Raw genomic sequence first — 13,148 nt, forward strand, 5'->3', positions numbered from 1 at the left:
ATCCTATGTGATATAACGTTTAATTAGTGAAAAATCTCGGTGTTTATGCTTGTTGACAATTAACTCGCGTGCCAGCTTCAAGGCGTGTTTTTCACAAGTGGCGCGTAGCGTTGGATCTTCAATCTGTTTGAAATCAGCGACACCGGCAAAGCCAATAATACGGCGATTAATCTCAAGCCCGGCATAGACCAGAGTTTCTTCAAATAAATTGGAGAAAAAATTATCTTGTGCTGCTTTAAGGAACGGTAGGCTGAAAGCTCCCTGCTGGTAAATTGTGATAGGATAGGCTTCCCCGGCAGTCTTTTCATTCCATAATTGACGAAAATGACGCTCAAATACTGCCCATGTCGTTTCAATTTGTGTTAGAAGCCACAATTGAAAATCAGTACATTGCTTTTTATTGTCTCGTAAAGCAGGTTGGGCAAAATAAGCCATAAACAGATTACCGATATAGTTGCCAATATCAAATGCCATTGGTCCCATAAAACTGAATTCTGGGTCGATGACCTTTGTGGAATCCGGCATTACCATAATGGAACCTGAGTGGAGATCACCGTGTAGTAAGGCTTGGGCTTCAGTCATGAATTTGTATTTATACTGCATCACAGTTTGGATCATTGCCTGATCCTGCCAAACAGCGTGGACGTCACTATCAAGTTGAGGAGAAGTCCAATTGTTTCTTTCGGCATTAAAATATGGCTCTGTAAAAATTAGATCTTCGGTGATCTTACAAAGTTCGTGATTATTGGCAAAACGGCTCACCAGCTCTTTTTTTTCTTGACTGTCCATTCCGATATCAGAGGTGTGAAATAGGGAATCAGCAAGAAAAATTCCAATATCTTCTGCAAGATAAGGAAATTTCTGACCGGTGATCAACTGATTACGCAAAATAATATGCTGATCTAAATACTCCATCACAAATAAAGACATTTCTTCATCGTAAAAATACACATCGGGGACATACTGGCTGACAAATTTATTTACTTCTAGCAGGTTATGATATTCAAAATAGGTACGATCAAGAGAAAGTTGCCATGATTCTCCTGCTGCCCGCATATAAGGTAAGGCTTGTTTGACAACAACCGTTTTTTCAGTTCCAGAAACAATGAAAACTAAGTTGAGATTCCCATCACCAACTTCCTTTATTTGCCATGTTTCAGGCAATCCGCCGAGTGAGATTGTTGTTGGTAAATTTTTCGCAAGATAATGTGGTAAGGATTCACAAGTTTGTGGGGTATATTCAGTAGGAACATAAGCAGACATTATTTTTCATCCTGATAATTTCATGAAGGGAAGTTCACAAGCTGTACAGTGATAATATATTCTGCGGCTTTGGCAGAGGGGGAAGGCCATAAGCAGCCCTGGCGCGATCACAGGCTTCATTGTAATCACCAGTTTCCCATGCTTGAGAGAACTCCTTACAAGGAGAAGGTCTTTTATCATAAATGGAACAGGAAACTGAGTAACCAATTTCCCCTTGTAGCTTTATACAGCGAGGGTGTAGTTCATTCGTGCCTTTCATACAGCACATAAAATTGTTCAGTTTTTCAGTGGCAGAGATGGGAACTGTACCTCCTCCATCTTCTGTTTCTGCCCAATAAAACGAAACACGAAAATATGCACAGCAAGCACCGCAGCTAATGCAGGGATTATTCAAAGATTGAGAATTTAATACTTGATTCATACCAGATGTCTCTATTTAATTTTTAAGATATTCACTTAGGTAAAATAGCTCTGATCTCAAGAGTTCATTTTTATATATCCTAAGTCTTTAAAGCTATAGCTTTGTTGGCTGCACTTTGAAATTAATAGGGTATATAGAAAGATATTCTCTTTGAGAATAGATTATCTTTTTAGATAATAGGGAATATCAAGGAAAATTTATTCTTCAATGTTAAAAATCAAAAGTAGCCTTATTAACAGGCCGCTTTTTATTGAGTATTACTTTTTAAAAAGTAATAACAATTTTACGCTGAAAATGTTTGCTGAAAAAAGATAATAATATGCTTCAGTATTTCATTGTGAATTTTTTCCCGACTTCTCTTTCCTCCATCTTTACAAATTATTCCCTTTCCCGGTGCGTCTTTTTCGATAAGTACTGTCGCATTAGGTTTGCAATTTTGGATAAAGCTAAAATGCATTGCATCATCGATAATTACATATCTTGATTTACCTTTTGGAAGAGTAATGCATTTAACTCGGTATAACTCAATTTTGCATGATCACTATTTTGTAGGAGACCATTTTGTACAAAGTGCTCGATTCCTGCCTGTGCGATACCATAGGCTTGTTCGGCAAAAAAAGATCCTCCTGAAACTCTTTTTACACCAGCAGCAAAAAACGCTTTTGCGCTAGGGGCACCAGCAAAAGCCATTATATTTAATGGTCCGTTAATATGAGAACTGATTGTTCGGCATATTGATAAGTCGGTTAATCCCGGAATAAAAATACCATCTGCACCAGCAGCAAGATAAGCATTAGCACGGGAAATTAAATGCTCAGGATCGGTATTTTCTCCGCGAAGCCATGAATCTATACGAGCATTGATAAATAAGCTGTAATGTATTTTGTTTGCGGCGGTACGCACAGAGGTAATACGTTCGGCACCATCATCTATGGACATTGATTTACCATGTTGAGAATCTTCAATGTTAATCCCTACGCATTCGACAGAATATAAATCTTGTACAAGATGATCCATATTTTCACCAACCCCTAACAGGCCATCTTCAACATCCGCAGTGACAGGAAGATTAGTACTGGCAGTGATTAATCCAAGCGCTTTCATTACAATTTTTTCGGTTAGCTGATTGATTGTCTGGGTATCCCAAACTCCAGGAGATTCCGGCACTGGTTGTTGCTATGGCTTTGACTCCACATTGTTCAGCTAAACGAGTACTCATAACATCCCATGAATTGGCTAATATGAGGTTTCCTTCTTCATGTAATTGGCTAAAAACTTGAATTTTTTCGTCCAGGCTTATTCTTATCATGTTAGTTTCTCAATATTTTTTATTTTCTTATAAAATAGAATCCATAATTGTAAATATCATGGTTATACATTTATTAGAGCGATACTAAATCATTGCACTGTATATTTATATAGTCAACATATTGATTGATAAAAAAAGCACTAAATTAAAGCTATAATATCATTATTGCGTTAATAATTATTTCATATGAAAATATTTCCATTAGATTTTTTACTTTTCAAGTAAAGAAAAAATAGCATCAGTAATTTTAGCTAAAGCAATATTATTGACATTCTCTGGATCGTACAAGGTGATACACATATCTTTTGATGCAAGTGGTGACCAATTTTCAGGCTTGGTAACACCATAAAGAGCAACAAGTTTTTTCTTTAATGCTGCTGATAAATGACAGATACCGCCATCGCCAACTACAATCAAGGTCATATTATTTAATAATGCCAGAAAAGAATTTAGAGAATCACACATGACAATTTTACTATTATCACCTATACGTGAAGTTAAATCTTCAGCTAAATGAATATCACTGGGGAATGCTGAAATAATAAATTTTGCGGTAGGATATTTTTCTGAAATTTTATCAGAAATCAAAGTAAGATTTTTATTATTAATTAAGCTGTAATTTCTATTATTGGAAACAGAAAATAAAATCAATGGTTCTCCTGAATAAATAGATGTGGATGTATTACTCAACGTTATTGCAGGGAATAAATCAGGTGGTAAAGATTGCACATTGGGTGAAAATGTACGTAATACTTTTAAAGCCTGATGGTAACCTTTTATTACTTCTTGATTAACAGGATAGTTAACTAATTTAGAATGCCATTTTTGATCTGCAACAACAGCATAGCGCTTTTTTGCTCCCAATAACCATAAAAATAAATTATTGAGTTTCATTGGACTTGGCTTAGCGGAAATAGCAATATCAAAATTCTTCTTGCGGAATTTCAGAGCGGTTTTTACGATAGAAAGATACTTGTTTCCTTGAGGAAGGACACTGATGCTTATATCAGGGTATATATACTTAGCAAGCTCATAATTACCTTTTTCTATAAATAAACTAATTTCTGTATTTGCATATTTTTTCTGTAAAAATTTTATTAATGGTTGGGTACAGATAAGATCACCAAGCCCATTTCTGCGTAATATAGCTATTTTCATGTTGAGTGATAAAAGAAAATTCTTTTTTAAGTGGCAGATACTGCTTTTAAGTATAGAATATTTATTTAATAATTCAATGTATTATGTAAAAAGTCGTTTAAACGATATATTGCCTATGTATTCTTTGTAAAGACATATGAACGTGTTTTTTCTTTTAACTTCTCAATTCTAGAAGGTTGACTATAATTTTATCTCCCCCAATACCAAATGAGGAAAACCTAATGACTATGTTGAAAGAGAGACAACATATGCTCATTCGCGCAATGAATGACCAGAATCATTTAATGCAGCCTATCAGCAAGGAAAAACTTCAATTCCTTGGAGAGGCTTTCGGATGGGATCAACTAGCTGACGATATAAACTATTTAATAAAAGTTGGTTTAATTAACCACGATGCCATTCATTTTAATGATGATGGTAGCTATGGCTTTAACCCTGATGCAATGGCTCTTACTGCTACGGGCATTGAATACGTCAATATGGATACAATTGATGATGAAATTAATTCTATTAACATAAAGATTCATAAAAATATCCTTGAAAAGTTTGAAACGATAATTAACGGAGTAAACCTTCCAGATACCGAAAAAAAACATATTTTGCAATTAGTTAAAGATAATGGTGTTGAGGCTGTGGTCGGTAAATGTGTTGATATTCTATTTGTGAACACTAGCCTTGCTACAGCTGTACTCTCTGAATTAACTAAAAATTGAGGTTATAGATGTTTCTCTTTTTTGTTCCTTAAACTGTCTGAGATAGCGGGTGATATTGATATGAATCCGCAAGAAGTTGAGGATTAAATGTTAATCAACTCCAATCGGCTGTTGATTTTTGAGTTATGTTTATCAGAAAGGCTTATTTATACTAAAGTGGATAGATCCAAGTAAATTATATGATATGGAGATTATCATCTCAGTACTTCATTAACAGTGAAGTAATAGCTAATAAAGATATTTTAAATAGTTTCATCAGAAAACCCGTGTCCTGAAAGTGGCCACAAGCACCGTCATGACAACGCTTCCTCTTGACGCGGATAACCTCCAGCTTATCTGTGAAATGGATGAGTAATGGTCGTTTGTGGGGAACAAGAAAAATCAACGCTGGCTCTGGTATGCCTGGGAACCCCGTCTGAAACGAATAGGGGCGCAGGTTTTTGGGGAGCGCAGCCGGAAAACATTAGACAAACTGCTTACCCTTTTATCGCCCTTTCATATTCGGTTTTATTGTACGGATGATTATGCGGTGTATGACAGCCTCCCGGAAGAAGAACACCTGACCGGGAAAGACATTCACCCAACGTTTAGAAAAAAACAATTTAACCCATCGAACCCGGATAAAAAGACTGAATCGAAAAACGATAGGGTATTCTAAATCAGAGGAAATGCACGATAAAGTGATTGGTACTTTCATTGAGCATGAGAACTATTTTTAATAAGACATCTAACTATTTAATACATAACCCATATCTTTGGCTCATTCTCTCAGATGGGTGAAAAATTTATCCGAACGATAGGCCAGCTGCGAGCCAATTTTGCGATGACTCTGAAGGCCACCTGCTATGATTTGCAACGTTTGGTTTATTTTGGAAAATCCGGCCTTCATGCCGTTTAATTTCGGTATGTGATGAAAAAGCGATCAGTTTATTTTTTCCCCTGAAAAAGCAAGAAAAAGTCATACACAATAAGGTCATTTATTGGTAAGTGCAAAATTGACCTTATTTTTTGTATTGGGAGTTTTTAGAGGTTCCCAATTAAAAATATGAATCACAATGGATAACTATTTCACATGTTACGGAATATAATGGAAGTAATATATTTTAATTTGGTTGGAAAATATTAAATAACATTAGGTTAAGTGAAAGTATATATATTCAGGCATGTTACATTTTTCCTTAGAGTACTTGATGGTAACATGACAATTGGATAATCCATGATTTATTTGTTATAGTTCATATTCGGAACATCAAGTTAAGTATATTGTTACTCAACTCAAGTATAAGAGGTCTGCACCATGTTAGAAGAATCATCAAAAGATTCGCCTGAACTTCCTAAAGAGATCCCCTATGAACAAAGTCATTTATTAAAATCCAGATGTATTATGATCTCTGGTGAGATTAACCAAAAATTAGCTGAAAGGGTAACAACACAGTTACTGATTTTACAAGAGATAAGTAACGAACCAATCAAGATTTTTATTAATAGTCAGGGTGGACATGTTGAAGCTGGTGATACTATTCATGACTTAATTAAATTTATAAAACCGGAAGTTTTTATAATAGGAACCGGTTGGGTTGCAAGTGCTGGCATTACTATTTTTCTTGCTGCCAAAAAAGAAAATCGTTATTCCCTCCCAAATACTCGTTTTATGATTCATCAACCTTTAGGAGGGTACGAAGGAAGAGCAACTGATATTGAAATAGAAGCTAGAGAGTTTTTACTGATACGTAGTCGCATAAATCAGCTTATTAGTGATGCCACAGGACAGCCGATAGAAAAAGTAGAAAAGGATACTGATAGAAATTATTGGATGCGCCCTCAACAGGTTATTGAATATGGAATTGTAGGTCGAATAATAACCAAGTGGGAAGACATCAACCATGTATGAATGATAAATAGGGTGGGCAGAAACTCACCCACTATTTTATATTAATATCATATTCTTTTAAAAACTTTGGTACTCGCCATCCATCTTTCAGAATTGCGTATATATACATGTCACTCCATATTCCATTAACGTATTCATTTTGTAATAAGTGAGCTTCTTGACGCATTCCTAGTTTTTCAACTAATTTTTTAGAACCTAGATTTAAAGCATCTAATCTTGCATAAATTCGATGATATTTAAAATACTCGAAACTAATATCTATTAATGCACCTAAAGATTCTGTTCCAATAGATTTTCTTTGATATAATGGATGGAATATACAACCTATTTCTCCTTGCTGTGATTCTTTGTTCGTTACCCTCAACATAATTTCTCCAGCTAAATCATTATGTTATCGTAAAACTACAGCAAGTCTTATTTCATCGCCATTATCATTAAATGCAGGATTAAGGACTTTATTAAATTGTTCACGAATATCTTTATCTGTAGGGAGTGGTGTGTATAAAAACTTATAAATTTCTGGTAATGAATGATAGCTTTTATACTTGATGAAATCTTTTTCTTCAAATTTACGGAGAATTAAGTGTGATGTAAAAAAATAAAAAAGGAACATTATTTAGTAGCATAAAAACTCCTAGATTACTTATTAATTTGTTGATTTATTAATATTGTTGTTTTCTTTTAGAAAGGCAAGGAAAAATAATCCAGCTAGTAAAGTTAAGATAAATATAATTATAAAAAACATTTTAAATGTTTCACTATAGGAATAGGAGACTATTTGAGTGCTATCGCTAATTGAATTGGAATTAATATACTTCGAAGTAAGTATATTTATCAATGACCCAACAAGTGTAATAGCAATGGCTTCGCCTGCAACTCGCATAGTATTAAACAATCCAGACGCTAACCCGGCTTTTTCTTGAGGAACAACACTGACAGATAAAGCATCCATTAACCCCCAAGGTAAGGCATTGCCAATTCCTATTAATGCCATAGCAAAAGATATTAACCAAATTTTTTCATATGTGGAGTTTATTAGTATACATACTCCAATAGAAGCTATAAAAAAACCAATCCCAGAAATATTACTGATTGGGTAATTTTTAGCAAGGTAACCAGAAAGAAGTGGAATAAAAAGCATCGGTAAAGTCAAAGGCAAAATAATTACCGAAGTTTTAGATGCACTGAAACCACCTCCAGTCATAAGCCACATGGGTAAATAAACAAAAAGTGATATATAACTAAAGGCCGTTAATAAAGGTAGTAATTGCACCCCAAAAAACAAAGGAATCTTGGATTCGCATAATAAGTGCAATTTCTGAGAAAGGCGGTCAGTTGCTATAGTAGGCATCTTTCTCGCCAAAGGAAAATGCGCTATGACCTATACACAACTGACCGAAACAGAAAGATATCAGATTTCTAGCCTGAAAGAAGCGGGTTTTTCACAACGGGCGATTTCAAAGTCACTCAATCGAAGCCCCTCAACGATTAGCCGGGAATTGAGACGAAATCGGGAAGCAAAGAAATATTCTCCTGAACAGGCTCAGTTTAAGGCCGTAGCACGCCGGCATTTTGCTATAAAAGCAGTCAAAGTGAATCCAGAGATAGAAATGTGGATCAAACAGTTAATTTGGCAAGATTTAAGTCCCGAACAGATTGTGGGTTATCTTAAACGGGAAGCCAAAATATCTTTACATCATGAGACGATTTATCGATTGATTTATAAAGATAAAAAGAATGGTGGTGATTTATGGCAACATCTCAGAATGGCGAAAAAACCGTATCGTAAACGCTATGGAAATTATGAGCGCAGAGGCAAAATTAAAAATAGAGTCAGCATTGATAAACGCCCAAAATTTGTTGATAAAAAGCAGCGTATTGGTGATTGGGAAGGCGATACTATCGTTGGCCAAGATCATAAAAGTGCATTATTGACACTCGTTGAACGAAAATCATTATTTACTATTATTATTAAACTTGAAGATAAAACAGCAGAAGGGGTCGCCAAAGCGGCAACAAGACACTTATCACTGATAAAACATAAAGTTAAAACAATTACCTTTGACAATGGCCTCGAATTTGCCGAACACGAGCGGATCAGTAAAAATTTAGAGGCAAGAATTTATTTTGCTCACCCGCATTCCCCTTGGGAAAGAGGGATAAATGAGAACATAAATGGATTAATTAGAGATTACTTCCCAAAAGGAACCGATTTTAATAAGGTATCAGAGCGGGAGATTAACCTTGTGGCAAACCGATTAAATAATCGTCCTCGTAAAACACGAGATTACAAAACACCGAATGAGTTATTTAAAGGAGTACCCACTCAATTACTTCGCTCATTACGGTGTTGCGCTTAATATGTGAATCCAAGTTTATATTTTTTTTCCTCCTTGGTATGGTGGTGTTGTAAGCAGCTTACTAATTAAATATGGGCCCGTTGTTATTTTGGTTTGCGTATGAAAAATAATACCATTAACTAATGAGGGTACTATAATGGCTGATATTAACCTGTCAATTGCCTTAGATTTGAAATCCATTGAAACAGTCTATAATTTTAGTGAAAATATTAATGACGCTGCATTTATAGATGATAAATATGTTCATGTGTTGGCTTTAAATGGAGCTTCGTTTAAAGATTCTACAGGAGTAGCAAATGCGAAAATTTACGGTGTTCAGCCACAGGATAATGTTAATTTGACTGTAGTTAATTATTCTGAATATAATTCTGAATTCTCTGCAATACTAATTAATTATACAGTGGTAAAGTCCAACTCATCTGTTAGCGCCCCTAAAATAGTGTTAAATACTGTTCAGAGACCATATATTAGTGATAGTAAAAATACAGATGGTAAGTTAATCAGATAAATTATCTGCATTACTGTTACAATCGATAACACGATAACCTGATTCTCTGCCTGTTCTTATGAAATCGAAGATAATACTTTCTGAGCCTGAACGAATCACATTGCAACAACTTGCTTTGAATCATCCACATCGGGACATTCGTACGCGAGGAACGGGTTTGCTCATGCTTGCCAGAGGGATCAAGCCGTCCCAGATCACCGCTGAAATCGGATGCAGTCTCCGGGTTATCTATAATTGGGTTCACATGTGGCACAATTCAGGGATAGCGGGATTATTAGGTGGTCATGCCGGAGGCCGGTATCTCGCCATGACGCCTGACATGATTGCCACTGCGGTCGAAGCGGCCAGCGCAGAGTCCCTGACACTCGCCCGGATAGCTCAGTGCGTTGAGGCAAAGCATGGTGCCCTGCCTTGTACGCTTGAAACGCTGGCAAATACCCTGAAAAAGCAGGGGCTCACCTATAAACGAACCCGACTGTCGCTTAAAAAAAGCGTAACGAAACGGAGTTTGCTAAAAAATCCGCCTTGCTGAATAAAATTAAGGCTGGAGCACAGTTAGGCCATTACCGTCTGCTCTATTTCGATGAGGCGGGTTTTGCCGCGTCTCCTCCGGTGCAATATGGATGGAGTCCACGGGGTAAGCCCCATAAAACTGAGCCTCGAGAGCATGACAGACGGTCAGTTCTGGGGGCGTTAAATTACACGGATAACACGCTGTTTTACCAGACAACGTCAGGCAGTATCACGCGCGATGACGTGATTGATTTTTTAGAGCAGGTCGCCAAACAAGGGGACAACCGCCTGACATTTTTAGTGTTGGATAATGCGCGTATCCATCACGGGATCGAAGAACAAATCAGAAATGGCTGGTTACGAGAACACAACATGTTTTTATTCTATCTTCCCGCTTACAGCCCAGAGCTGAATTTGATTGAGATCGTCTGGAAACAGGCCAAATACCATTGGCGACGTTTTATCACTTGGACTCAGAATACAATGGAGCATGAATTAAATACTTTATTGAAAGGTTATGGCGACCAATTTGCAATTAACTTTTCTTGAGTACTTAGTATAATGATCAGTGACGTCAACCTTTATTATTGGACTTCCACTGTTTCAAAATTAAATGTTACTGAAACATATAAAGGAATATTGCAAATGTATAGAGGGGACTTATTCTTAGGATATGCATATTTTCAAAAATCAATGACCTTCTTAGTATAATTCTTAAAACTAATCAGTTTAGAATGTAGCTCATGTTTTAGTTAATTATTCCAAGGCTGCGCATCGCGTGGCCTTTTTCATATTTGCCACCGCAATCACCCTCAGTACATCCGTATCTTCTATTGCGGCTGGCAACCTATTAACTCATGTGAGGTGAATGATGGAAATCATTTTAATTATCAAAAAAGGTAATATTAGTGAAGAAATGGCGGCATTGGATATTGATTCGGGTGATGCCGCCATCAATTTATTTATATCTAAAACTTATCTTTCTCTATCAAACCTAAAAGCAGAGCAAGATAAAGCATACAAAAAGTCTTTTGATATTATTCGCGGGATTTCCTAAGTGCGTTCTTCTGTTTCTGGGCTAATTTAACTAAGTCTAATGCGTCTTGATATGCTTTCATGACGGCGGGATCATGTTTTGCAGATGATTCGGGTAGGAATTCGATCATGCCTTCTAGTTTTTTTATTATTAAATTAGAAGCCTTATTATCCCCATTCATGTAATCCATCAGGATTATTATTTCCTGCAAAAGAATATGTGAAATTAGCTCTGCCTTTAGTATCTTTTGATTGGTATTTAATTTCTCTTGTGTATCGGTCATTTTTTATCCTTTTACGGAGGTAATCAGCCATCCCTCATTGGTCGGTTAATATTTGGCTGATCTAACAACATACCTTAAGTATCTGCTTATTACTTTTAACCAACTCACAGGGTATTCCACTGATGACAACTGACGAAATCACTCTGGGCTACCCTGAGTCTAAGAGTACGGGTATTACTCAAAACAATATCGACCAACTTAAGCAACTTTTTCCTGAAGTATTTTCTGAAGGAAAAATCAATTTTGATGCCTTAAAAGCGATGCTTGGTGACGCCGTTGATGACTCAGATGAGCGCTATAGCTTCACTTGGCCGGGTAAGACCCGTGCGCGTCAAATTGCACAAACGCCATCAACAGGCGCATTGCGCCCTTGTAAAGAAGAAAGTGTAAATTGGGATACCACCGAAAACCTGTTTATTGAAGGCGATAATCTTGAAGTGCTTAAAATATTACAGAAGTCTTACCATAAAAAGATAAAAATGATTTATATCGACCCGCCTTACAATACGGGCAGGAATTTGGTTTATAACGATAATTTCCGTAGCAATGTAATGGGTTTTGCGGTCACTGATACTGCTGGCCGATATCATACCGATTGGCTGAATATGATGTATCCCCGATTGAAATTAGCCCGAAATTTATTATCTGATGATGGAATGATCTTTATCTCTATTGATGAACATGAAGTGGTTAATTTGTCCAATTTGTGCAATGAAATATTTGGTGAAGATAATTTTGTTGAACGGTTTATCTGGCAGAACGGAAGAACCGCAACCGCCATGTTTACCCGGGAACACGAATATATTCTGGCCTATGCCAAAGAGATAACGCAATTACCGCCTATTGTTTATCAGGGCGAGGATAGCGTAATTTCTGATCGCGCAATAAAAAGGGTCAGCGTTAAAAACCCGGCGTCAGAAATAACCTTTCCTGCCGGAATTAAGTTTTTAGGGGAAAATAAAACGTTTCCCCCTGTCTTTGGCGATAAAGAGGTCGTTGAAGTCACTGCCGGTGTATTTGAATGCAAGAATGGCGTCTTGGCCAACGAAGTCACGTTAAAAGCGGGCTGGACAATGAAGCGCCAAATCGAAAACTGGCTGTCAGGCAATGCGACGTTTGACTCCAAAGGACAGACGATTGTTGAGTTCTTCTTCAAGCCGAATGGGGTTCTTCAGTATGTTAAAAAGCGGGGCACCGAACATCCCGGAACCATCATAACCGGTTTTACCACGAAGCAGGGAAGTCAGGAGGTGAAAGCCCTTCTTGGTTCCTCTGTTTTTGATTATCCAAAGCCGACAGGATTAATTGAACACTTAATGAAGATCACGGGTAGCGAAGATATCATTCTTGACTTTTTTGTCGGGAGTGGTTCTACAGGTCATGCGGTGTTAAAACAAAATAAGAAAGACGGCGGCAGAAGACAGTTTATATTGGTTCAATTGCCTGAGCCTGTTTCAAAACATGCGGGCGCAACAGCGTATTGTGCTCAGGAGTCAATACCCGAATTGATTTCCAGCATTTCCCTGAAAAGAATAAAAAAAGCCATTGCAGAAGAAGATAAAACGCAAGGCGTCAGGTTCTTCAGATTAGAACCAACAAAGCTTTGAACCGTTCGGCCACTGGCGGCTAAACCATCTTTTGCGGCTGGCAACCTATTAACAACAACTCACCGGGGTAACCCTAGTTCACCCCA

At 36.9% G+C, this 13,148-nt stretch carries 15 protein-coding genes and 3 pseudogenes; 10 read left to right on the plus strand and 8 right to left on the minus strand.

What is annotated here, in order from left to right; translation table 11 throughout:
- Positions 1–3 precede the first annotated feature (3 nt).
- The 5 genes from mtnK to BDD26_RS11810 form a co-directional block, all read right to left on the minus strand.
- Complete coding sequence (gene mtnK / locus BDD26_RS11790; protein ID WP_115826623.1) at positions 4–1,263, minus strand: S-methyl-5-thioribose kinase; 1,260 nt, start codon at positions 1,261–1,263, stop codon at positions 4–6.
- A 34-nt stretch (positions 1,264–1,297) separates the two neighbouring features.
- Entirely contained in the window at positions 1,298–1,684 is a 387-nt protein-coding gene (locus BDD26_RS11795) for a YkgJ family cysteine cluster protein (protein ID WP_115826624.1), read from the minus strand.
- A 471-nt stretch (positions 1,685–2,155) separates the two neighbouring features.
- Positions 2,156–2,851, minus strand: coding sequence for an isocitrate lyase/phosphoenolpyruvate mutase family protein (locus BDD26_RS11800; RefSeq protein ID WP_244922719.1), 696 nt, complete (start codon positions 2,849–2,851; stop codon positions 2,156–2,158).
- Entirely contained in the window at positions 2,754–2,993 is a 240-nt protein-coding gene (locus BDD26_RS20835) for an isocitrate lyase/phosphoenolpyruvate mutase family protein (RefSeq protein ID WP_115826626.1), read from the minus strand. Before BDD26_RS20835 ends, BDD26_RS11800 begins: the two co-directional genes overlap by 98 nt.
- 210 nt (positions 2,994–3,203) lie before the next feature.
- Positions 3,204–4,151: a glycosyltransferase family 9 protein gene (locus BDD26_RS11810; RefSeq protein ID WP_038265436.1), complete on the minus strand. Its 948-nt coding sequence runs from the start codon at positions 4,149–4,151 to the stop codon at positions 3,204–3,206.
- A 221-nt stretch (positions 4,152–4,372) separates the two neighbouring features.
- Between BDD26_RS11810 and BDD26_RS11815 the strand changes: the two genes are divergently transcribed.
- From BDD26_RS11815 to BDD26_RS11835, 4 genes and pseudogenes are all read left to right on the plus strand, one after another.
- Positions 4,373–4,864, plus strand: coding sequence for a hypothetical protein (locus BDD26_RS11815; RefSeq protein ID WP_115826627.1), 492 nt, complete (start codon positions 4,373–4,375; stop codon positions 4,862–4,864).
- A gap of 265 nt (positions 4,865–5,129) precedes the next feature.
- Positions 5,130–5,583, plus strand: a pseudogene (locus tag BDD26_RS11820) (IS1 family transposase); the annotation flags it as partial.
- A 23-nt stretch (positions 5,584–5,606) separates the two neighbouring features.
- A pseudogene (locus BDD26_RS20185) lies at positions 5,607–5,762 on the plus strand (IS5/IS1182 family transposase); the annotation flags it as partial.
- 399 nt (positions 5,763–6,161) lie between these two features.
- On the plus strand, positions 6,162–6,755 hold the full coding sequence (locus BDD26_RS11835; RefSeq protein ID WP_115826629.1) for an ATP-dependent Clp protease proteolytic subunit: 594 nt from the start codon (positions 6,162–6,164) through the stop codon (positions 6,753–6,755).
- Between the two features lie 31 nt (positions 6,756–6,786).
- Here BDD26_RS11835 and BDD26_RS11840 read toward each other — a convergent pair.
- Positions 6,787–7,131 (minus strand): annotated as a pseudogene (locus tag BDD26_RS11840) (GNAT family N-acetyltransferase); the annotation flags it as partial.
- A 270-nt stretch (positions 7,132–7,401) separates the two neighbouring features.
- Positions 7,402–8,106: an MFS transporter gene (locus tag BDD26_RS11850; RefSeq protein WP_115826632.1), complete on the minus strand. Its 705-nt coding sequence runs from the start codon at positions 8,104–8,106 to the stop codon at positions 7,402–7,404.
- Positions 8,107–8,131: 25 nt separating this feature from the next.
- Here BDD26_RS11850 and BDD26_RS11855 point away from each other — a divergent pair, with 25 nt between their 5' ends.
- From BDD26_RS11855 to BDD26_RS11875, 5 genes are all read left to right on the plus strand, one after another.
- Positions 8,132–9,115, plus strand: a complete 984-nt coding sequence (locus BDD26_RS11855) for an IS30 family transposase (RefSeq protein ID WP_115825593.1) — start codon at positions 8,132–8,134, stop codon at positions 9,113–9,115.
- A 136-nt stretch (positions 9,116–9,251) separates the two neighbouring features.
- Positions 9,252–9,623, plus strand: a complete 372-nt coding sequence (locus BDD26_RS11860) for an AidA/PixA family protein (RefSeq protein WP_115826633.1) — start codon at positions 9,252–9,254, stop codon at positions 9,621–9,623.
- 58 nt (positions 9,624–9,681) lie between these two features.
- Entirely contained in the window at positions 9,682–10,155 is a 474-nt protein-coding gene (locus BDD26_RS11865) for a helix-turn-helix domain-containing protein (protein ID WP_051502334.1), read from the plus strand.
- Positions 10,149–10,685 carry an IS630 family transposase gene (locus BDD26_RS11870; RefSeq protein ID WP_084766466.1) on the plus strand — a complete coding sequence of 179 codons (537 nt, stop codon included), beginning with the start codon at positions 10,149–10,151 and terminating at the stop codon, positions 10,683–10,685. Before BDD26_RS11865 ends, BDD26_RS11870 begins: the two co-directional genes overlap by 7 nt.
- Positions 10,686–11,007: 322 nt before the next feature.
- Complete coding sequence (locus BDD26_RS11875) at positions 11,008–11,193, plus strand: hypothetical protein (RefSeq protein ID WP_115826634.1); 186 nt, start codon at positions 11,008–11,010, stop codon at positions 11,191–11,193.
- Here BDD26_RS11875 and BDD26_RS11880 read toward each other — a convergent pair.
- Positions 11,174–11,455, minus strand: a complete 282-nt coding sequence (locus BDD26_RS11880; RefSeq protein WP_115826635.1) for a hypothetical protein — start codon at positions 11,453–11,455, stop codon at positions 11,174–11,176. The genes BDD26_RS11875 and BDD26_RS11880 overlap by 20 nt on opposite strands.
- A gap of 122 nt (positions 11,456–11,577) precedes the next feature.
- On the opposite strand from BDD26_RS11880, the gene BDD26_RS11885 reads away from it, so the two are divergent.
- On the plus strand, positions 11,578–13,062 hold the full coding sequence (locus BDD26_RS11885; protein ID WP_115826636.1) for a site-specific DNA-methyltransferase: 1,485 nt from the start codon (positions 11,578–11,580) through the stop codon (positions 13,060–13,062).
- Positions 13,063–13,148: the final 86 nt, after the last annotated feature.

The sequence above is a fragment of the Xenorhabdus cabanillasii genome, from assembly GCF_003386665.1.
Classification (GTDB): Bacteria; Pseudomonadota; Gammaproteobacteria; order Enterobacterales; family Enterobacteriaceae; genus Xenorhabdus; species Xenorhabdus cabanillasii.

Coding starts and splice junctions, on each gene's coding strand:
- mtnK (WP_115826623.1), bottom strand. CDS start 1,263: ATGTCTGCTTATGTTCCTACTGAATATACCCCACAAACTTGTGAATCC.
- BDD26_RS11795 (WP_115826624.1), bottom strand. CDS start 1,684: ATGAATCAAGTATTAAATTCTCAATCTTTGAATAATCCCTGCATTAGC.
- BDD26_RS20835 (WP_115826626.1), bottom strand. CDS start 2,993: ATGATAAGAATAAGCCTGGACGAAAAAATTCAAGTTTTTAGCCAATTA.
- BDD26_RS11810 (WP_038265436.1), bottom strand. CDS start 4,151: ATGAAAATAGCTATATTACGCAGAAATGGGCTTGGTGATCTTATCTGT.
- BDD26_RS11815 (WP_115826627.1), top strand. CDS start 4,373: ATGACTATGTTGAAAGAGAGACAACATATGCTCATTCGCGCAATGAAT.
- BDD26_RS11835 (WP_115826629.1), top strand. CDS start 6,162: ATGTTAGAAGAATCATCAAAAGATTCGCCTGAACTTCCTAAAGAGATC.
- BDD26_RS11850 (WP_115826632.1), bottom strand. CDS start 8,106: ATGCCTACTATAGCAACTGACCGCCTTTCTCAGAAATTGCACTTATTA.
- BDD26_RS11855 (WP_115825593.1), top strand. CDS start 8,132: ATGACCTATACACAACTGACCGAAACAGAAAGATATCAGATTTCTAGC.
- BDD26_RS11860 (WP_115826633.1), top strand. CDS start 9,252: ATGGCTGATATTAACCTGTCAATTGCCTTAGATTTGAAATCCATTGAA.
- BDD26_RS11865 (WP_051502334.1), top strand. CDS start 9,682: ATGAAATCGAAGATAATACTTTCTGAGCCTGAACGAATCACATTGCAA.
- BDD26_RS11875 (WP_115826634.1), top strand. CDS start 11,008: ATGGAAATCATTTTAATTATCAAAAAAGGTAATATTAGTGAAGAAATG.
- BDD26_RS11880 (WP_115826635.1), bottom strand. CDS start 11,455: ATGACCGATACACAAGAGAAATTAAATACCAATCAAAAGATACTAAAG.
- BDD26_RS11885 (WP_115826636.1), top strand. CDS start 11,578: ATGACAACTGACGAAATCACTCTGGGCTACCCTGAGTCTAAGAGTACG.